The sequence below is a fragment of the Haloferax volcanii DS2 genome, from assembly GCF_000025685.1.
Classification (GTDB): domain Archaea; phylum Halobacteriota; class Halobacteria; order Halobacteriales; family Haloferacaceae; genus Haloferax; species Haloferax volcanii.
The window spans coordinates 645,394-663,041 of the sequence record NC_013967.1 but is presented as its reverse complement, the minus strand read 5'-3'; the positions used below and the strand labels follow the sequence as shown (position 1 = coordinate 663,041).

Here is a 17,648-nt window from a genome sequence, read left to right as displayed (position 1 = left end):
AGGACGTGAAGGAGTTCGAGCGTAAACAGCTCTTGGAGCGCGTCAATCGGGAGGGTGCGACCGTCGGCACGCAGATTCCCGACCGCATCGAGGTCCAAGGCGAGGAGATAGACCTCAGGCAGTTCGTCTTCGAAATCAAGCGTCGCGACACCATCCCGTCGGGGGAGAAAGAGCGCGTCGACCGGGCGAAGCGGAACCTCCGCCGCGAGCGCCTCGAACGGCTCCAGCGAATCGAGGACAACGAGGTGAGCTACGACGAGGGGCGACGACTGGCCGAGGACATCGTCGGCATCGACCGGGCGCTGAACGCCCTCGAACAGCTTCGGCCGGTCGACCTCGAACAGGAGGAACACCGCCAGAACGCCGCGGACCAGAAGCGCTGGATGAACTTCCTGAAGAAGGCGCTGGGCCGCGACGGCGGAAAGGGCAAACGGGGCGGCCGATGAGCCGAAACGACGAGATAGCGACCCTGCTGGAGGAGTTCGCCGACCTGCTGGAGGCGAAAGACGTGGCCTACAAGCCGTCGAGCTACCGCCGCGCCGCCGAGAACGTCCGCGAGCACCCGACGCCCGTCGAGGAACTCGCGGAGGCGGGCGAAGACGCGGTCCAAGAAATCGACCGCGTCGGCGACGCCATCGCCGCGAAAATCGTCGAGTACGTCGAGACGGGTCGCATCGAGGAGCTGGAGGACCTCCGCGAGGACCTCCCGGTCGATATGGCCGGCCTGACGAGCGTCGAGGGCGTCGGCCCGAAGACGGTCGGAAAACTGTACGAGGCGCTCGGCGTGTCCGACCTCGACGACCTCGAAGCGGCCGCCCGCGACGGGGAGATACAGGAGGTCAAGGGGTTCGGCGCGAAGACGGAGACGAACATCCTCGACGGCATCGAGTTCGCCCGCGAGGCGACCGGCCGCGAACTGCTCGGGAGGGCGCGGCCCGTCGCCGACGACCTGCTCACGTACCTCGGTGACTACGACGCCGTCGGGCGGGTCGAACCCGCGGGGTCGATGCGGCGGTGGCGCGAGACGGTGGGCGACATCGACGTGCTCGCCGAGAGCGCCGACGCCGAAGCCGTCATCGACCGCTTCCTCGCGTGGGACCTCGTCGGCGACACCATCGAGGCGGGCGAGCAGAAGGCGAGCGTCCGGGTGAACGGGATGCGGGTCGACCTCCGCGTCGTCGAGCCCTCGGAGTACGGCGCGGCGCTCCAGTATTTCACCGGGAGCAAGGACCACAACGTCCACCTCCGCAACATCGCCATCGACCGCGGCCTCAAGATGAACGAGTACGGGATGTTCGACACCTCGGACGTGGACGACCCCGACGACGGCCCGCGGGCCGGAACGCGCGTCGCCGGCGACACCGAAGCGTCGATGTACGCCGCGCTCGACCTCCCGCTCGTCCCGCCGGAGCTACGCGAGGACACCGGCGAAATCGAGCGCGCCGCCGACGGCGACCTGCCGGACCTCCTCGCGGAGGGCGACCTCCGCGGCGACCTCCACACCCACACCGACAGGTCCGACGGCGACAACAGCATCGCAGAGATGGTCGCGGCCGCGGCGGAACGCGGCTACGACTACCACGCCGTCACCGACCACGCCACCGGCCCCGGCATGGTCGGCGGCGTCGGCGTCGCGGACGACGACCTGCTCGACCAGATTGCCGAGGTCCGCGCCGTCGCCGACGACGCCGACATCACGGTGTTCACCGGCGTCGAGGCCAACATCGACGCCGAGGGCGGCATCTCCGTCGCCGACGACGTGCTCGACCAACTCGACGTGGTCGTCGCCTCGCCCCACAGCGCGCTCGACCAGGACCGCGAGACGGCCACCGAGCGACTCGTCACCGCGATGGAACACCCCGCGGTGAACGTCCTCGGCCACCCGACCGGCCGACTCATCAACCAACGCCCCGGCCTGCCCCTCGACTACGAGCGACTCGCGGAGGCCGCCGTCGAACACGGCGTCGCGCTCGAACTCAACGCCAGCCCCTATCGCCTCGACCTGAACGGCGAGGCGCTCAAAATCGCCGTCGAGGCGGGCGCGACCGTCGCCATCGACACCGACGCCCACCGACCGGGTGAACTCGACCACGCCCGCTACGGGGTCCACACGGCCCGTCGCGGCTGGGTCGAGACCGCTGACGTGCTGAACGCGCGGTCGGTCGAGGAACTGTCCGACTTCCTCGCGTGACCGACGACGTTGGAGCCGGCCACCCCGGCACGGTCGCCTCGGGCGTCGAGCGAGCCGCGCCCGGCGACACGGCGCTCCTTCTGGACGTGATGCTCGGCAAACTCGCCACGTATCTGCGGATGTGCGGCTACGACGCCGAATACGCGCTCGACGGCGGGGACGAAACAGAAGACGGAGCGGACGGAGCGCGCGACCCCCGAACCGACCCCGGCGACGACAGCCTGCTCGCGCGGGCGGACGCCGAGGGGCGCGTCCTCCTCACCCGCGACGTGCGACTGGCCGAGCGAGCCCCGCGGAACGTCCTCCTCGCCGAGCGGGAACCACTCGCGCAACTCCGCGAACTCGAATCGGTCGGCTTCGCGGTGTCGCTGGACGAGGAGCCGTCGCGGTGTGGCGTCTGTAACGGCCGCGTGGAGGCGGTCGGCCGCGACGAGCCGGTTCCCGACTACGCGCCCGACCCGGGGGAGACGGCGCTGTGGCGGTGTCGGGACTGCGGGCAGGTGTTCTGGCGCGGGAGCCACTGGCGCGACGTGGAAACGAGGTTAGACGGCGGGGAAGAGTAAGCGGAAACGGTCGGGGCGGTCGGGTCAGACGGGCCGTCAGAGTCGTCGACAGACTACTCGCGGCGGCGCGGGAACCACTCGTCGCAGGCTTCCATGTCCTGCATCATCTCGTCGTGGGCCGCGCAGTAGGGCTTGAGCCCGTCGGAGGTGCGGACGTACTCGAAGTACGTGCAGTTGCCGCAGTAGCGGTCGCCGACGGTGGCGTTCGCCGGGCGGTCGGCGTCGGGGTGGTCGGCCGCGCCGGCCGGCGAGCGCGCGGACTCGGTGGACTGGACGGTGTCGACGCCGGAGCGGTTCGTCGCCGCGCCCGCCGAGCCCGCCGACTGAGTTGCGTCCGCCCCGTCGGACGAGGGCGACGCCGAGGGTTCGACGTCGAGCGGAGTGATGTCCTGCGTCGACGCGCCGCCGTCGGTCGCGCCGGCGCTCGCGGTCGAGGTCGACTGGTTCGTCTGCGTCTGGACGTCGCCGTCGGGCGTGCCGCCGAGGAAACCGATACCGCCGAGTCCGCCGCCGGACTTCTCGACTTCGACGACGCGGGTTTCTCCCTTCTTCGTCACCTGAACCGTGGCCGTGCCGCCGGGGTCGTTCCGCGTCTTGAAGTTGGCGACGCCGACGAACAGACACCAGAACGTCGTGACCGTGCCGAAGAAGTAGACGGCGACGGTTTCGAGCGTGAGGTCGGGGAGGCCGGCCCCGCAGGTCGCGCCGGTCCACTGGCACGGGTACGCGTGCGAGAAGAGCGCGACGCCGAGGACGGCGATGCTCGCGCCGATGAGCGACGCGGCACGGGTTCGACGGCTCGCGGGGAGGACCGCGAGGACGCCGAGGAAGACGGCGGGAACGCCGATGCCTCCGAGGATGCCCCCGAGTTCGCGCGCTTCGCCGAGGGTCGCCCCGCCGGACGTGTACACGTCGGTGGTCGCGACGACGATGCCCGCGACGACGAGCAGCACGCCGAGGAGGAACCCCCCGAATCCCAGGGACAGCCGTCGGAGACTCGGCCCGCCCCGGCCACCGTGGTACGCCTCCGAAAGACTGGTCATGGCCCCGACTACGAAACCAGCCCCTAAAACGATGCGTCAGACGATTGTCTGCTTCTCGACACGTCGCGGGCTATCGATATCGGCGCGTCGTCCCGTCGGCGCGCCGGCGGTGCGTCGCGGTCGCATGCGAATCTCGAAGGGATTATCATGCGCGGTGGCTAACCCTCGCGCATGGCTGACGAGGAAGCAGACGAGGCACCCGCCGTCGAACTCGGTACGGGCGCGTCCGTCGAAGGTGCGCCGCTCGCGCGCGTCGCCTCCCGACTGACGTGGCCCCAAGAAAAGAGCAGCATCCTGAACAAAGAAGGCGACGCGGTCATCCGCACGCCCGACGGCCCCCAGAGCCTCGAAGACGTGCTCGCCGAGGCCGACGAGACGTACTTCGATACGCGACAGGCCTTCGTCGACGACGTGTTCGACATCGTCGGCCGCGACTCGGTCCAGACGGACTAACGGTGTTACGCCGCCGGCTCGCCCGCCTCCCGTGGCTCTACCGCGCCCTCATCGTCGGGGGCGTCGTCGGGGCCGCGTGGAGCCTCTGGCCGCTTCCCGCCGGCGACCTCACCTACCGCGCGGTCCACGACGCCCTCCTGTTCATCCTCGTACCCGGAGCGCTCGCGCTCGCCCACGGCCGAAACCTCGGCTGGAACGTCGACCGCGCGGCGCTCCGAAACACGCTTTTGCTCGCGCTGTTCGTCCTCCCCTTCTACCTCGTCGGGTCGAGCCTGCCGTCGATTCGGGCGTACTACCCGATGTGGCACACCTCGACCGCGCTCGCTGACTTCCTCCCGCACGCCGCCCAGCAGCTGCTCGTCGTCGTCGCCGCCGAGACGTACTACCGCGGCCTGCTCTGCGTCGGCGTCCGAGAAATCGGTCGGAAGAGCGCCCTCATCAGTCCGATTCTCTACGCGTTTCACCACGTCGGCAAACCCCCGATAGAGATTCTCCTGTCGGCCCCGACGGACGTGCTGTTCGGCCTCGTCGACTACGAGAGCGACTCGATTCTCCCCTCCATCGTCGCCCACGGCGGCGGCCTCATCCTCTTGGACTGGCTCGTGCTCCACCCCCCGCTGTTCCCGCCCGAGCGAGTCGCCACGGCGCTCCAGTGGCTCCCGATTCCGCTGTGAGCGGCGGACGCGACGAGGCGTTCGTGTGGAGTCGATACACTACCATAGCTTTTCCCCGTCGGGGCGTCAACGGGGAGTCATGGCACTCCCAATCGACCCCAGCGCCATCAAACCGGAAGACATCGGCGAGGAACGCGTCGTTCTCGAGATGGAACACGAGGCGGCAATCGAGCGCGTCCGCGAGGCGTTCACCGACGCCGGGTTCGGTGTCGCCACCGAATTTTCGCCCTCCGAGATGCTCAACGAGAAGGTCGACGCCGGCCGCGACCCCTACTACGTCCTCGGCGCGTGTAACCCGAACATGGCGGACCGCGCGCTCGACGCCACCGACAAGAAGATGGGCGGGCTGTTCCCGTGCAACGTGGTCATCTGGGAGGAAGAGCCGGGTAAGCAGGTCGTCTACCACCTGAGCATCATGCGCGTCGCCCGACTCATCGGCATCGCACCCGACGACGACGAGATGGCCGACATCATCGCGGACACGGGCGAACTCGTCGAGCAGGCGCTCGCCAACCTCGACGCGGCCGACGCGTAGGCGAGATACCGAGCGCCCTCGGGTGGCTCGACTTACACTCCGTCTCGTGCGTCGAGCGCGTCCGCGATGCGCTTCACGTCGCCGCGAATCTTGTACAGCAGATACAGCGCGACGAGCGCCGCGATTACGGGGAGGAGCGCGAAAATGGCGTAGACGAGGAAGATGATGAGCAGTTCGGGACCGCCGGGTACCTGTAACGGAACCATGCGAGAACGTATTATCCGACTGTCAAAATAGTTGCTCAGGCGAAGTCGAAGATGTCGGTCTGGAGGCCCGCGGCCATCGTGGACTTCCGGCGGAGGTCCGCGAGCGACACCGGGAGGTACTCCGTCACGTCGCGGACGGCGTCACCGAACGTCTCGGCGTCGGCCATTTCGCCCTCGAAGGCGTGGCGGATGGACTCGCGTATCTGCCAGACGCCGACCGGCCCCCAGTAGTCGTCGGAGACGTGTCTGATGACGAGCGCCTTCGCCTGTCGACCGCGCTCTTGGAGGTGTTCGAGGACGCCGAGGCGGGAGGCGTGGTACGCGCCGGCCGTCTCGTTCACGTAGCCGGTCCGGCCCTCGTAGCCCTCGCGGTCGGCCGCGAGGTACATCCCCGCCTCGGGGTCGGGGTTCCAGACGCTCCCCGGTGCTTTCAGCTCGATGAGTTCGAACTCCCAGCGCCCCGGCGCGAGGATGACCCAGAAGGCGTTGCCGATGAACTCGTTGCGGTAGATTTCGACGCCGTCGACGCTCTCTGCGTGTTTGACCTGCCCGCGGAGGTACTGGCCGAGCGTGTCGTCGACGGCGGTGATGGACCACCGCGTCGGGACGAGCCGGCGCTGTTCGGTCTGGCCGAGCGCGCCCGCAGAGAGGATGGTGTTGATGTCGTACACGTCGAAGCCGCGGCGGTAGAGATACGTCATCGCGCCCTCGGCGTTCCAGTCGTCGTCTTCGAGCGTCTTTTTCACCAGTTTGGGGACGTGCGGGTTCTCCGCGAGGTCGGCCGACCGGGCGCGGGCGCGCGGGCCGACGGGGGTCGCCACGTCGTCGGCGCTGGCGTCGAGGTCGAGCGACGGCTTCCCGTCGAGGCCGATTTCGACCGTCACGGGACGGTCGGCGATGGCGACCTCGCGTTGCGTCCCGAGGAAGCCGTCCCACGAGTCGGCGACGTTCGTCACCTTCGTCCCGCGATTCGAGTTCAGAAGCGAGGTGCGCCGCTGGAACACGTCGTCGATGCTCACGCCCTCGTCGTACCACGCGGCGCTCGTCTCGAACGAGGCGGCGTCCTCGTCGTGGCCGACCGGCGAGAGGATGCCCGTCGAGACGTTCGGGTAGTTCGACCGACCGACGAAAATCGACGGGGAGACGCCGCCGTACAGCGAGTCCCCCTGCACCGTCTCCTCGAACCGGTCTTGGAACGTTTCGAGGTGGTCGAGGATGCCGTAGGACTTCTCCTCGGCGAGTCGCCGCCGCTCGGCGCGCTCGTCCCGCTCGATGTCCATGTACTCGTCGAGCCGCATTCACCGGACGTGGGTCGCCCGCGGATATGAACCTTCGGCGACGGGTCCGGGGTCAGAAAGGGATGCGACTCGCGCGGGCGACCGTCAGGTGTGGATGCCCATCGCTTCGATCTGTTCTTGGTAGCGGTTGCGGATGGTGACCTCCGTCACCTGCGCGACCTCCGCGACCTCGCGCTGGGTCTTCTTTTCGTTGCAGAGGAGCGACGCGGCGTAGATGGCGGCGGCGGCGAAGCCGGTCGGCGACTTCCCGGAGAGAAGCCCCTGTTCCGCGGTCGTCTCGATAATCTCGTTGGCCTTCGACTGGACCTCCTTCGAGAGGTCGAGTTCGGAGGAGAATCGCGGCACGTACTTCTTGGGGTCGACCGGCCGCATCTCCAAGCCGAGTTCTTGGGAGATGTAGCGGTACGTGCGCCCGATTTCCTTGCGCTCGACGCGCGACACCTCGGAAATCTCTTCGAGGGAACGGGGAATTCCCTCCTTCCGACAGGCGGCGTACAGCGCCGAGGTGGCGACGCCCTCGATGGAGCGGCCGCGAATCAGGTCCTCACTGAGCGCCCGGCGGTAGATGACCGAGGCGACTTCCCGGACCGACCGGGGGACGCCGAGCGCCGAGGCCATGCGGTCGATTTCGCTGAGGGCGAACTGGAGGTTGCGCTCGCCGGCGTCCTTGGTCCGGATGCGCTCTTGCCACTTGCGCAGGCGGTGCATCTGCGACCGCTTCTTCGAGGAGATAGAGCGGCCGTAGGCGTCTTTGTCCTTCCAGTCGATGGTCGTCGTCAGCCCCTTGTCGTGCATCGTCTGTGTGGTCGGCGCGCCCACGCGCGACTTCGACTGCCGCTCGGAGTGATTGAACGCCCGCCACTCCGGGCCGGGGTCGATGCGCTCTTCTTCGATGATGATGCCGGTCTCCTCGTGAATCAACTCGCCGTCGCCGGTCCGAACGACTTCCTCGGGGTCGAGGTTGTCGAGGTCCAACTCTTCTTCGGATGTCTCGTCGTCCTGTGACTCGTCTCCCCATCGAGTCCGGTCGTGCTCACGCTCCCGCTGGCGGGTAGGCCGTTTCATCGCATTTATATATTGTCTATTTCCTTGCACTTCAACCTTTGGCGGCGTTCGTCGGTGTGTCACCGCGGCCGCAACGACGAACGGAGCGCCTTTACCGAGTCCCCGGCGAGGTGACGGTATGCCGACCGTCGAGTGCGACCCCGACGAAGCCCGACGACGACTCGAAGCCGCGGGCGTGTCCGTCTCGCCCGGAAACACCGACCACGAGCGCTGGCGCGCCGAGCGCGGCGACGCCAGCGCGGTCGCCTACGGCGGGAAAGTCGTCGTACAGGGGTCGCGGCCCACCGACCTGCTCGCGCTCATCCGGCCGAAAGGCGGTCGCGCGCACGTCTACTTCGACGGCGCGAGCCGGGGGAACCCCGGACCCGCCGCCATCGGCTGGGCCATCGTAACGAGCGACGGCATCGTCGCCGAGGGTTCGAAGCGAATCGGCGAGACCACCAACAACCGCGCGGAGTACGAGGCGCTCGTGGAGGCGCTATCGGTCGCAGAAGAGTACGGCTACGACGAGGTGGACGTGCGCGGCGACTCGCAGTTAATCGTCAAGCAGGTCCGCGGCGAGTGGAACACGAACGACCCCGGGCTCAAAGAGCGCCGCGTGAAGGCCCGAGAGCTGCTCTCGGCGTTCGAACGCTGGTCGCTGGAGCACGTACCGCGAGAGATAAACGACCGCGCCGACTCCCTAGCCAACGAGGCCCTCGACGATGCCTGAGTCAGAACTCCCCGAAGACGTGCTTTCCGAAGCCGAGCGACTGACGCGACTGGCCCGCGACGCCGTCGACCCCGACGAGGCCGAGGCGTATCGGTCCGCCCGCGACGACGTCGTGGGCGAGTACGAGTTCCGCGCGCGACACCGCGAGGAAGACGACGTGTTGGTGCTCCACCCCGACGAGTGGGTCGACGACGACGGAATCGTCGACCCGGCGGAGATAGACGACGTTGACCGCGGAATCGAACGCCCGCTGTCGGGGACCGGGGAGGACCACGAGTGGAGCGCGGTCGAAGAACACAACGCGGCGTGCGTCGCGGCCGTCGCCGAGGAACACGGCGCGGCCCACGCGGCGAACGCCCGGGCGTTCGCGGACTTCCTCGGCAACCACTACGTCCGGCGAATCGAGACAGCCGGCGCTCCAGAGGTGCTCGAGTTCGTCGAAGAATATTATCCACGCAACGCGTGGCCGACCGCTGAACAGCGGTCGTTGTTACCGGAGTCGCTCGAGTTGCTCTTCGACGCCGCAGACGCCGAAGTGCCCGAATACAACTGAGCGAACCCCGCGGTTCGTGCGGTGGACGCAGCCGATTACAGCTTGTTTTCGACGAGTTCCGAGACCATCTCGGCGCGCTCGTCGTCGGTGACGAACTTCGCGAGCATCCAGTCGAAGCGGTCGAGGACCGCCTGGAGGCCGTCGTCGGTCAGTTCGTACTGGTTCGTCCGCTTGTCGAGTTCGCTTTTCTCGACGAGACCCATCTCGACGAGGTCGTCGAGGTTGGGGTACAGACGCCCGTGGTTGACCTCGGTGTCGTAGTACGATTCGAGGTGACGCTTGATAGCCAGACCGTACATCGGCTCCTCGGCGAGAATGACGAGGATGTTCTGTTGGAACGCGGTGAGGTCCCGAGCCGCACCGGATTCGTTGCCAATTGTTTGTGCCTCTGACATGCATATGGAAATGTCATCTGCCTATTTAAACTTTGTCAACGCGCAGTCTGTTTCACTACCAATCGAGGTACCATTATACGAAGAAATCGGGGCGGAGAGGACACGAGTGGCGAGTATTGCACACAGACGAGCCACGGGGAGAACCGAGAGACAGCGCGCGGGAGTCGAGCGGTCATACCCGGGGAATATCTCACACGCATAGCGGTAACGTCGCGGGGTTCTGTCGATAATACCTCTACATATAGAGGGGTTCAAAGCCGCCGACGAAATCCGGACGACGGCGATACGAGACTAATCCCGAAAGGACTTTTGCCCGTATCGAGGATGGATTCGGTATGGTGAACCTCTGGGAAGATATGGAGACCGGCCCGAACGCGCCGGACGAAATCTACGCAGTCGTCGAGTGCCTCAAAGGCGAGCGCAACAAGTACGAGTACGACAAGGACATCCCCGGCGTCGTCCTCGACCGCGTGCTCCACTCCAACGTCCACTACCCGTCGGACTACGGCTTCATCCCGCAGACGTACTACGACGACGAGGACCCCTTCGACGTGCTCGTCCTCGTCGAGGACCAGACGTTCCCCGGCTGCGTCATCGAGGCGCGCCCGGTCGCGCTCATGAAGATGGACGACGACGGCGAGCAGGACGACAAGGTCATCGCCGTCCCCGTCGAGGACCCCCGCTACGACCACATCGAGGACCTCGACGACATCCCGCAGCAGACGCTCGACGAGATTGACGAGTTCTTCGCGACCTACAAGAACCTCGAAGCCGGTAAGGAAGTCGAGACGCTGGGCTGGGAGGACAAACAGGCCGCCAAGGACGCCATCGAACACGCGATGGATCTCTACGAAGAGAACTTCGCGTAAGCGACTTCAACCGCGCGCTTTTTTCGACGCCGCCTTCGACCGAGAGCCGCCGCGCCCGTCCGCGGCCCCCGAGAACCGTCCGAGCAGGAGACCGACCGCCGTCGTCGCCACAGATACCCGACAGTTATGGCCGGCGCACCGACCGATGAATTATGCGCATGGGTAATCTTTAGTCCCTGTGTCGGCTACGTTGGGACGAGTATGGCAGCCAAGCAACCCCGCCTCGGGCTTCAGCACCCGACCGTCGTTCCCACGAACTTCACGCCCGCCGACGAGGCGGCCGAAGACGCCGACGAAGCGTCCGACGAAGACGCGTAATCTCGCATTTCTCGCGCGACGACTGCCGAGAGCGACAGCGTCGCCCGCGCCGACGAGAGACAACAGTCGGCTTGAAAACCGGCTATTCCGGCCGCTTGAGGCGTCTGCGGTTCGAATTCGTCTACTAATCAAGAGGTGCGTCAACACGCCTCGTCTATGAGGGAACCCCTTTTTATCTCGCCGCCGTAAGGCGTTGGTAATGCCTATCTGCGACGTGTGCGGCAAAGACGAGAGTCTGCCGTACCGCTGCTCGCGGTGTGGCGGGACGTTCTGTTCCGAACACCGCCTCCCCGAGAACCACGACTGCACGGGGCTCTCCGACTGGGACGACCCCGCCGGCGTCTTCGATAGCTCTTTCGACGATTCCGTGAACAATGAGGGCGGCCGCGGCGGCGGCCTCTTGAGTTCGCTCACGGGCGCTGGCGGCGTGTTCGGCTACTTCCGCGGGAACGTCACCTACCTGTTCCTCGCGCTGATGTGGCTCACGTTCTTCTCACAGCTCGTCTTAGAGCAGTTCCTCGGACTGTCCGACCTCTCGATTAGCGCCTTTTACCTCACGAGCATCCACCCCGAGTACGTCTGGACGTGGGTCACCTCGATATTCGCCCACGGCGGCTTCTACCACATCGTCGGCAACTCAATCGTGCTGTTCTTCTTCGGCCCGCTGGTGGAGCGCTACGTCGGCTCGCGGAAGTTCGCGGCGCTGTTCCTCGTCAGCGGGATGCTCGCCGGACTCGCGCAGGTCGGCTCGTCGATGCTCCTGTCGCCGGGGAGCCTGAGCGCCGTCGTCGGCGCGAGCGGTGCCATCATGGCCGTCCTCGGCGTCTTGACGGTGCTCAATCCGGGGCTCCGTATCTACCTGTACTTCATCATCCCCGTGCCGCTGTGGCTGTTCACGCTCGGGTTCGCCGGCATCTCGGTGTTCTTCTTCGTCAGCCAGAGCGCCGACGGCATCGCCCACTTCGCGCACCTCATCGGGCTCGTCATCGGCCTCGCCTACGGCCAGCGCGTGAAGGGTCGCCGGAGCGTCCCCTCGCAGATGTCGCTCGGCGGGCGCGGCCCCGGCGGCCCCGGCCGCGGTCGGTTCTGAGATGCGGCCGGCCCGTCCCGACCTCGCGCCCCGCCCCGGCCTCTCGCGCGACGAGATGGAGTCGCTCCAGCGCCGCGTCGCCGAGACGGCCGTCTTCGCGGACGACCTCCCGTTCGACTCGGCGGCCGTCTCGCTCGCGTCCCCCGAGACGGAGCACCAGACGCTCGCGGAGGCGACGGCGCTTGACGCCGACGCCGACTCGCCGCCGCTCGTCGCCGGTATCGACCAGTCGTTTCTGGACGACCGCGCGCTGAGCGCCGTCGTCGTCCTCCGCGGCGGCGAGGTTGTCGAGCGCGCCCACGTCGTCTCCGACCTCGAGTTGCCGTACATCCCCGGCCTGCTCTCGTTCCGCGAGGGCGGCCCCATCCTCGACGCGCTCGCCGAACTCGACTGCGACCCCGACCTGCTCGTCTTCGACGGCTCCGGGCGCATCCACTTCCGGCAGGCCGGGCTCGCCACCCACCTCGGCGTCGTCTGCGACGCGCCGAGCATCGGCGTCGCCAAGTCCCTCCTCTGCGGGACGCCGGACGAGGACGTGGACGGTCGGCCGGAGGGCTGGCGAACGCCGATTCGCGCCGACGACTCGGTCGACGCCGTCGGCGGCCACCCCGCCGGCTCGGAGACGACCATCGGCTACGCCTTCCAGTCGCGGCAGTACGACTCGCGGCCCGTCGTGAACCCGCTGTACGTCAGCCCCGGCCACCGCCTCTCCGCGGCGACGACAGTCGACCTCGTCTCCCGGCTGTCGGGGTCGTACAAGCTCCCCGAGCCGACCCGGCTGGCCGACGCGTACGCCGACGAGGCGAAGGCCCAGTACGAAGACTGAGACGATTCCGGGAGGTGTCGCGGCGGGCGACAACCCCAATCGTGGCGAACCGCGTACACTTAACAGCGCGCGGTTCGACCTACCGACGTGCATCAAAAGACGGTCCTCATCACCGGATGCTCCTCGGGAATCGGGCGCTCGACGGCGCTCGACTTCCTCGACGAGGAGTGGGAGGTCTACGCCACCGCCCGGAACCCGGCCGACATCGAGACGCTGGGGGAACGCGGCGCGAACATCGCGACGCTCGACGTGACCGACCAGGGGGACGTCGACCGCGTCGTCGACCGCATCGTCGACGAGCAGGGCCGCATCGACTGCCTCGTCAACAACGCCGGCTACGGCCAGATGGGCCCCGTCGAGGACGTGCCGACCGAGAAAGTCCACGACCAGTTCGACGTGAACGTCTACGGCCCGCACCGACTCGTCCGCGCCGTGTTGCCCCACATGCGCTCGCAGGGCGACGGCACCATCGTCAACGTCTCCAGCGTCGTCGGCCGCGTCGCCTTCCCCGGCACCGGCGTCTACGCCGGCTCGAAGTTCGCCCTCGAAGCGATGACCGACGCGCTCCGAACCGAAGTCGAGGAGTACGGCATCGACGCCGTCCTCATCGAACCCGGCCCGGTCGAGACGCAGTTCTCGAATCGCGTCGAAGCCGAGGTCAACGGAAACGGCGACGAGGCCGACGGCCTCGACCGCTCGGGCGCGTACGAGAAACTCTACAAACTGTTCGACGACTCGCAGGCGCTCGGCGGTAGCGGCCCCGGCGCGATTCCACCCGAACGGGTCGCGGAGGATATCGTCAATGCCGCGAGTTCGACCAAGCCGCGGGCGCGCTACCAGCCCGGCACGGTCGCCCGCGTCGGCGTCCTCGCGCGCTTCCTCCCCGACGCGTGGCGCGACGCGCTCTACGGCTTCGCTCGCAAACTGCCCTGACGCCGACCCGTCGCGGTCGGCCTGCGCCGACGGCCCGCGCTGACGACCTGTTGACCCCGCTCGGCGTCAGTCGAGACAGGTCGCGACGACCCGAAGGGCGTCTTCGCCCTGTACCTGTTCCGCGAGCAGCGGCACCCGTTTCACGTCGCGGCCGCGGAAGAGATTCGTCGCCGAGCGCAGCGCGTCCTGCTGGACCTGCCACCGACGCTGACAGAAGCCGCAGTTCTCCAAGTCCGGCGACTCTATCCACTCGGGGTCCACGTTTGCCACGTCCTCGACGGACTCCATGACGCGGTTGACGACGAGCGTCTGGACGGGGATATCGAACTCGTCGAGCCGCGAGACGAGTCGCTTGGACTCCACGACGCTCATCTCCTCGGGAATCATGACGACGCGGAAATCGGTCCGCGTCGGGTCCCGGAGGACCGCGCGCAGGCGCTCGATGCGCTCGCGGAGGTCGTCGAGGTCCGCCATCCCGGCCTGCGGGTCGTCGGGGGCGCCGCCGAACATCCCCTTGAGGTTGTCCATCATGCCGGAAAAGCGCTGGCGCATGCGGGCGATGCGGCCGAGCATGGAGTCCATCAGTTCGGGGAGTTCGAGCAATCGGAGCGTGTGGCCCGTGGGCGCGGTGTCGACGACGACGCGGTCGAACCGCGGGTCGTCCATGTATTCGAGAAGCTGCTGCATCGCCGCGGCCTCGTCCGCGCCGGGCATCGGTCCGCCCATCCCCATCGGCCCGTCGCCGCCGAGGAGGTCTTCGAGACCGCCCATGCCGCCGCCCATCCCGCCGAACGGGGAGTCAGCGTCACCCGAGCCGCCGCCGGCGAAGGGGTTGTCGTCGTCGTACTCGCCAGTCTCGAAGTCGGTCTCGTCGTCGAAACCCTCGTCCGCGCCGTCGCCGCCGGCGAACGGTCCTTCCATGACCGCGTCGGGGTCGATTTCGGCCGCGTAGAGGGGAATCTCCTCGCGGATGCGACTTGGCTTGTTCGGGACCGGCACGCCGAGCGTGTCGGAAAGAGAGTGCGCGGGGTCCGTAGAGACGACGAGCGTCGCGGTGCCGTCGGCCGCGCTGGCGAGCGCCGTCGCCGCGGCCATCGTTGTCTTTCCGACGCCGCCCTTGCCGCCGTAGAGGACGTAGTCGGGCGCGTCGATGCCATCGGGGAGGCCCTCGGTGTCGGTCGAGGTGACCTCGTCTGGGTCGGTGACTTCCACCTCGATTTCGGCCGGCCCGTCGTCGCCGGCGTCGTCGTCTTCGTCGGCGTCGGGTCGCTCCGTCGGCTCAACGTCGATGTCCATGTCGGACCCGACACCGCGGGGCTTTGTGTACTTCTCGGTCTCGGAACCGCCGGTGGACTTTTGCCCGGTCGCGTCGGTCCCGACCGCGGCACTACTCCCGCAGATGGCCTCCCCGTCCGCTTTTGTCCCGACCGCCCGTGGTCGGTCGTATGCGCGAGTTCGCATCCGACCCGCCCGAGGAGGTCCGCGCCGGCGACGCCCTCCGCGAGGCGGGCCACACCGTCGCCGTCGCGGAGTCCTGTACCGGCGGCCTCATCGGGTCGCTCCTGACCGACGTGCCCGGCTCCAGCGACTACTTCGACCGCTCGCTCGTCACCTACTCCTACGACGCCAAGCGCCACGAACTGGCGGTCTCGCGGGAGTCGCTGGACGAACACGGGGCCGTCTCCGAGGCCGTCGCCCGTGAGATGGCCGCCGGCGTCCGCGACGTGGCCGACGCGACGTGGGGGCTGGCGACGACGGGCATCGCCGGGCCGGAGGGCGGCCTCCCCGGCAAGCCGGTCGGCACCGTCTTCGTCGGCGTCGCCTTCGCCGCGCCGTGGGGGTCCGGCGACTCCTACGCCCGCGTCGAGCGCTTCGAGTACGACGGGTCGCGGACGCAGGTGAAAGAACGGATTGCGCGCGGGGCGCTGGCGCTCCTCCGCGAGGAAATCGAATCCGAGTCCGTCACGACCGGCTGAGCCGGCCGCACGGCCGCCGTCGGTCGGTTCCGTGGGAAAGATTTGTATCCCGCCGGATCAGTCTGCATCCATGAACAAGAAGGGACACGTGCTCAACGCCATCCTGTTGGCGCTCGGGCTCGGCGTCATCCTCACCGTGGACCCGCAGTCGTTCGAACCGACGATGGATTCGGCGTTCCTCCTCGCTCAGAAAATCGGTCAACTGTCGCTTCCGGTCGTCCTCGGCGCGCTGTTTCCCGACGTGGACACCGCCTTCGGCAAGCACCGCAAGACGCTCCACAACCTCCCGGTGCTGGTGATATTCCTCGCGTTCCCGCTCGTCTTCGACAACCTCCAGTTCGTCTGGATTGGCGTCGCCACCCACTACGTCCTCGACATGGTCGGCTCGAAGCGCGGCATCGCGCTGTTCTACCCGCTGTCGCCGCAGGAGTACGACCTGCCGACCGGCGTGGCGACCAGTTCGAAACACGCCGACGCGGTGACCGTCGTCGTCACGGTCGCCGAACTCGGCGTTCTCGCGGGCGTCCACTACTTCCTCTTTTCGCTCGACGTGTCCCTCGCGGACGCCGCGGCGTCGTTCACCGCGGTGGTCTGAGGGCGGGGCGGCCGCAACGCTGGCGCGGTCGGGCGCGCTCGAAGATATGTTGCGAATCAGTAGACGCTCACGTCGTCGAACCGGCCGTCGTAGGCGATGTGATCCGGGTGTGTCGGCTCCATCCCCGAGAGCAGGAGTCGGTCGATTTTCCCCCACGAGTTCTCGTAGCCGAGGTGGGCGAACTCGGCCGCGCCGCGGAACCCGTGGGAGACGCCGGTGCGGCGGACGACCCGACGTTCGGCCCCCTCGCGGAGCGCGGCGACGAGGTCGGCCTCGGAGTCGATGTCGCGGTCGAACTCGGTCCACGCCTCACCGACGGTGCCACGGAGGTGCGCGTACGACGACGCGAAGCCGGGCAGCCCCGTCTCGCGGGCGATGTCGCGCCCGCGGCGGTTGTCCCGCGGCAGGGCCTTCGTGTTGTACGTCTCGACGGCGTCGATGTCGTCGCGGCGGGCGGCCACGTCCTCGGCGGTGAGACTCACCGTCAGGAACGTCGGGTGGGGGACGAGCGTCGCCGCGCCCTGCCGGTCGAACTCCGCGAAGGCTCCGTCGAGAGTGATGAAGTCGGGAACGGGGTCCGAGAGCCCGACCGCGAGGACGTGTTTGCGGTCGCGCCACGACCCCGCGAACACCTCGCGGGCGGGGACGACGAGCAGGTCGTCGTCGGAGAATCGCTCCGCGCGGGCGCGAGCGTCGGGCAGGCGGACGAAGTGCGGCGCGTAGACGAGCACGTCGATGCCGCGGGCTTTCGCGCGCGAGACCACCCGCTCGTCGAGGATCTTCACGTGCATATCGACCCGCGTCGTCGTGGTCGCGCTCACACGATACGGTCGGGTCAGCCACCAGTTAGTGGTTGCTATTTGTCGAACGGCGGCCGGTCGAAGAAACGGTTTTGTGGCTCACGGCCGTCAGGGGGAACATGTCCCGGTGGAAGTGCGGCATCGAAGGGTGTGACGGTCGGTTCGAAGACGTGGAAAGCGCGGTCATCCACCAGACGGTGGACCACGAGCGCCACGAGTGCAAGGTGTGTGGGACGGTCGTTCCCGAGGGCTACTTCGCGATTCGCCACGCCTTCGACGAGCACACCCGCGCCGAGTTCGTCCGCGCGTACGACGCCGATTCCTCGGCCGTCCGCATCCGCGAGGACGTGAAAGACGCCGTCGAGGCGGACGCGGACCTCAACAGCGTCGTCGAGACGCTCCGCGAGCGGGGCGCGCTGTAAGACCACGCGAGACCGGCGGGTCGCGGTCGCGGTGGGACGCGACGCTGCTCGCCCGAGACGGTGCTCGTCGGGGACTGTCAGGGGACATGGGAGTCGCCGGGGACGCGTCGCTACACCGCTCGTCACGCGCT

At 67.8% G+C, this 17,648-nt stretch carries 22 protein-coding genes; 15 read left to right on the top strand and 7 right to left on the bottom strand.

The genetic code is table 11. The annotated features are described in order from the left end of the window. Window positions 1-5: 5 nt before the first annotated feature. From HVO_RS08260 to HVO_RS08250, 3 genes are read left to right on the top strand one after another with little or no spacing between them, the layout of a single operon-like run. A complete protein-coding gene (locus HVO_RS08260) occupies window positions 6-446 on the top strand; it encodes a DUF5788 family protein (protein ID WP_004044195.1) in 441 nt (146 codons plus the stop codon). Next, window positions 443-2,191, top strand: coding sequence for a DNA polymerase/3'-5' exonuclease PolX (gene polX / locus HVO_RS08255; RefSeq protein ID WP_004044196.1), 1,749 nt, complete (start codon window positions 443-445; stop codon window positions 2,189-2,191). The genes HVO_RS08260 and polX overlap by 4 nt, the downstream gene beginning before the upstream one ends. Next, window positions 2,188-2,754 carry a Mut7-C RNAse domain-containing protein gene (locus HVO_RS08250; protein WP_004044197.1) on the top strand — a complete coding sequence of 189 codons (567 nt, stop codon included), beginning with the start codon at window positions 2,188-2,190 and terminating at the stop codon, window positions 2,752-2,754. Before polX ends, HVO_RS08250 begins: the two co-directional genes overlap by 4 nt. 53 nt (window positions 2,755-2,807) lie before the next feature. On the opposite strand, the gene HVO_RS08245 is transcribed toward HVO_RS08250, so the two are convergent. Continuing rightward, window positions 2,808-3,797, bottom strand: a complete 990-nt coding sequence (locus tag HVO_RS08245; protein WP_004044198.1) for a DUF7139 domain-containing protein — start codon at window positions 3,795-3,797, stop codon at window positions 2,808-2,810. Between the two features lie 171 nt (window positions 3,798-3,968). Here HVO_RS08245 and HVO_RS08240 point away from each other — a divergent pair, with 171 nt between their 5' ends. The 3 genes from HVO_RS08240 (at window position 3,969) to HVO_RS08230 (ending at window position 5,459) form a co-directional block, all read left to right on the top strand. Continuing rightward, window positions 3,969-4,250 carry a DUF5789 family protein gene (locus HVO_RS08240; protein WP_004044199.1) on the top strand — a complete coding sequence of 94 codons (282 nt, stop codon included), beginning with the start codon at window positions 3,969-3,971 and terminating at the stop codon, window positions 4,248-4,250. 2 nt (window positions 4,251-4,252) lie between these two features. Continuing rightward, window positions 4,253-4,924: a CPBP family glutamic-type intramembrane protease gene (locus HVO_RS08235; protein ID WP_004044200.1), complete on the top strand. Its 672-nt coding sequence runs from the start codon at window positions 4,253-4,255 to the stop codon at window positions 4,922-4,924. Between the two features lie 79 nt (window positions 4,925-5,003). Next, window positions 5,004-5,459 carry a DUF302 domain-containing protein gene (locus HVO_RS08230; RefSeq protein ID WP_004044201.1) on the top strand — a complete coding sequence of 152 codons (456 nt, stop codon included), beginning with the start codon at window positions 5,004-5,006 and terminating at the stop codon, window positions 5,457-5,459. Between the two features lie 32 nt (window positions 5,460-5,491). Here the strand turns inward: HVO_RS08230 and HVO_RS20870 are convergent, their stop codons facing one another. The 3 genes from HVO_RS20870 to HVO_RS08220 all read right to left on the bottom strand — a co-directional run bounded on the left by HVO_RS20870 (window position 5,492) and on the right by HVO_RS08220 (window position 8,028). Then, window positions 5,492-5,665 (bottom strand): hypothetical protein, encoded by a 174-nt coding sequence (locus HVO_RS20870; RefSeq protein WP_004044202.1) that lies wholly within the window; start codon window positions 5,663-5,665, stop codon window positions 5,492-5,494. A 35-nt stretch (window positions 5,666-5,700) separates the two neighbouring features. Continuing rightward, window positions 5,701-6,963 carry a DNA repair protein NreA gene (gene nreA, locus HVO_RS08225; protein WP_004044203.1) on the bottom strand — a complete coding sequence of 421 codons (1,263 nt, stop codon included), beginning with the start codon at window positions 6,961-6,963 and terminating at the stop codon, window positions 5,701-5,703. Window positions 6,964-7,047: 84 nt separating this feature from the next. Beyond that, window positions 7,048-8,028: a transcription initiation factor IIB gene (locus tag HVO_RS08220; RefSeq protein ID WP_013035638.1), complete on the bottom strand. Its 981-nt coding sequence runs from the start codon at window positions 8,026-8,028 to the stop codon at window positions 7,048-7,050. Between the two features lie 118 nt (window positions 8,029-8,146). Here HVO_RS08220 and rnhA point away from each other — a divergent pair, with 118 nt between their 5' ends. After that, the gene (gene rnhA, locus HVO_RS08215) at window positions 8,147-8,740 is read left to right on the top strand and encodes a ribonuclease HI (protein WP_004044205.1); all 594 of its coding nucleotides are present in this window, start codon (window positions 8,147-8,149) and stop codon (window positions 8,738-8,740) included. Further along, window positions 8,733-9,293, top strand: a complete 561-nt coding sequence (locus tag HVO_RS08210) for a DUF7108 family protein (protein WP_013035240.1) — start codon at window positions 8,733-8,735, stop codon at window positions 9,291-9,293. The genes rnhA and HVO_RS08210 overlap by 8 nt, the downstream gene beginning before the upstream one ends. Window positions 9,294-9,328: 35 nt before the next feature. Here the strand turns inward: HVO_RS08210 and HVO_RS08205 are convergent, their stop codons facing one another. After that, entirely contained in the window at window positions 9,329-9,688 is a 360-nt protein-coding gene (locus HVO_RS08205; RefSeq protein WP_004044207.1) for a PadR family transcriptional regulator, read from the bottom strand. Window positions 9,689-10,023: 335 nt separating this feature from the next. Between HVO_RS08205 and HVO_RS08200 the strand changes: the two genes are divergently transcribed. From HVO_RS08200 to HVO_RS08185, 4 genes are all read left to right on the top strand, one after another. Further along, complete coding sequence (locus HVO_RS08200) at window positions 10,024-10,557, top strand: inorganic diphosphatase (RefSeq protein WP_004044208.1); 534 nt, start codon at window positions 10,024-10,026, stop codon at window positions 10,555-10,557. Window positions 10,558-11,074: 517 nt separating this feature from the next. Beyond that, window positions 11,075-11,965 (top strand): rhomboid family intramembrane serine protease, encoded by an 891-nt coding sequence (locus HVO_RS08195; RefSeq protein ID WP_004044210.1) that lies wholly within the window; start codon window positions 11,075-11,077, stop codon window positions 11,963-11,965. Between the two features lies 1 nt (window position 11,966). After that, window positions 11,967-12,791, top strand: coding sequence for an endonuclease V (locus HVO_RS08190; RefSeq protein ID WP_004044211.1), 825 nt, complete (start codon window positions 11,967-11,969; stop codon window positions 12,789-12,791). 87 nt (window positions 12,792-12,878) lie between these two features. Continuing rightward, window positions 12,879-13,724 carry an SDR family oxidoreductase gene (locus tag HVO_RS08185; RefSeq protein ID WP_004044212.1) on the top strand — a complete coding sequence of 282 codons (846 nt, stop codon included), beginning with the start codon at window positions 12,879-12,881 and terminating at the stop codon, window positions 13,722-13,724. Between the two features lie 66 nt (window positions 13,725-13,790). Here the strand turns inward: HVO_RS08185 and HVO_RS08180 are convergent, their stop codons facing one another. After that, window positions 13,791-15,020 (bottom strand): ArsA family ATPase, encoded by a 1,230-nt coding sequence (locus tag HVO_RS08180; RefSeq protein ID WP_004044213.1) that lies wholly within the window; start codon window positions 15,018-15,020, stop codon window positions 13,791-13,793. Window positions 15,021-15,169: 149 nt separating this feature from the next. Between HVO_RS08180 and HVO_RS08175 the strand changes: the two genes are divergently transcribed. Together HVO_RS08175 and HVO_RS08170 are read left to right on the top strand one after the other, a co-directional pair. Continuing rightward, window positions 15,170-15,700: a CinA family protein gene (locus tag HVO_RS08175; RefSeq protein WP_004044214.1), complete on the top strand. Its 531-nt coding sequence runs from the start codon at window positions 15,170-15,172 to the stop codon at window positions 15,698-15,700. Between the two features lie 70 nt (window positions 15,701-15,770). Then, complete coding sequence (locus HVO_RS08170) at window positions 15,771-16,295, top strand: metal-dependent hydrolase (RefSeq protein WP_004044215.1); 525 nt, start codon at window positions 15,771-15,773, stop codon at window positions 16,293-16,295. Window positions 16,296-16,351: 56 nt separating this feature from the next. Here HVO_RS08170 and HVO_RS08165 read toward each other — a convergent pair whose 3' ends face one another. After that, the gene (locus HVO_RS08165) at window positions 16,352-17,116 is read right to left on the bottom strand and encodes a PHP-associated domain-containing protein (protein WP_004044216.1); all 765 of its coding nucleotides are present in this window, start codon (window positions 17,114-17,116) and stop codon (window positions 16,352-16,354) included. Between the two features lie 98 nt (window positions 17,117-17,214). Here HVO_RS08165 and HVO_RS08160 point away from each other — a divergent pair, with 98 nt between their 5' ends. Next, window positions 17,215-17,517: a DUF7565 family protein gene (locus HVO_RS08160; protein WP_004044217.1), complete on the top strand. Its 303-nt coding sequence runs from the start codon at window positions 17,215-17,217 to the stop codon at window positions 17,515-17,517. The last annotated feature ends 131 nt before the right edge of the window (window positions 17,518-17,648 follow it).

Excerpts from the sequence above, each read along its gene's own strand:
- polX (WP_004044196.1), top strand. The coding sequence starts at position 443 with ATGAGCCGAAACGACGAGATAGCGACCCTGCTGGAGGAGTTCGCCGAC.
- HVO_RS08245 (WP_004044198.1), bottom strand. The coding sequence starts at position 3,797 with ATGACCAGTCTTTCGGAGGCGTACCACGGTGGCCGGGGCGGGCCGAGT.
- HVO_RS08240 (WP_004044199.1), top strand. The coding sequence starts at position 3,969 with ATGGCTGACGAGGAAGCAGACGAGGCACCCGCCGTCGAACTCGGTACG.
- HVO_RS08230 (WP_004044201.1), top strand. The coding sequence starts at position 5,004 with ATGGCACTCCCAATCGACCCCAGCGCCATCAAACCGGAAGACATCGGC.
- HVO_RS20870 (WP_004044202.1), bottom strand. The coding sequence starts at position 5,665 with ATGGTTCCGTTACAGGTACCCGGCGGTCCCGAACTGCTCATCATCTTC.
- nreA (WP_004044203.1), bottom strand. The coding sequence starts at position 6,963 with ATGCGGCTCGACGAGTACATGGACATCGAGCGGGACGAGCGCGCCGAG.
- HVO_RS08220 (WP_013035638.1), bottom strand. The coding sequence starts at position 8,028 with ATGAAACGGCCTACCCGCCAGCGGGAGCGTGAGCACGACCGGACTCGA.
- rnhA (WP_004044205.1), top strand. The coding sequence starts at position 8,147 with ATGCCGACCGTCGAGTGCGACCCCGACGAAGCCCGACGACGACTCGAA.
- HVO_RS08210 (WP_013035240.1), top strand. The coding sequence starts at position 8,733 with ATGCCTGAGTCAGAACTCCCCGAAGACGTGCTTTCCGAAGCCGAGCGA.
- HVO_RS08205 (WP_004044207.1), bottom strand. The coding sequence starts at position 9,688 with ATGTCAGAGGCACAAACAATTGGCAACGAATCCGGTGCGGCTCGGGAC.
- HVO_RS08200 (WP_004044208.1), top strand. The coding sequence starts at position 10,024 with ATGGTGAACCTCTGGGAAGATATGGAGACCGGCCCGAACGCGCCGGAC.
- HVO_RS08195 (WP_004044210.1), top strand. The coding sequence starts at position 11,075 with ATGCCTATCTGCGACGTGTGCGGCAAAGACGAGAGTCTGCCGTACCGC.
- HVO_RS08190 (WP_004044211.1), top strand. The coding sequence starts at position 11,967 with ATGCGGCCGGCCCGTCCCGACCTCGCGCCCCGCCCCGGCCTCTCGCGC.
- HVO_RS08180 (WP_004044213.1), bottom strand. The coding sequence starts at position 15,020 with ATGGACATCGACGTTGAGCCGACGGAGCGACCCGACGCCGACGAAGAC.
- HVO_RS08175 (WP_004044214.1), top strand. The coding sequence starts at position 15,170 with ATGCGCGAGTTCGCATCCGACCCGCCCGAGGAGGTCCGCGCCGGCGAC.
- HVO_RS08170 (WP_004044215.1), top strand. The coding sequence starts at position 15,771 with ATGAACAAGAAGGGACACGTGCTCAACGCCATCCTGTTGGCGCTCGGG.
- HVO_RS08160 (WP_004044217.1), top strand. The coding sequence starts at position 17,215 with ATGTCCCGGTGGAAGTGCGGCATCGAAGGGTGTGACGGTCGGTTCGAA.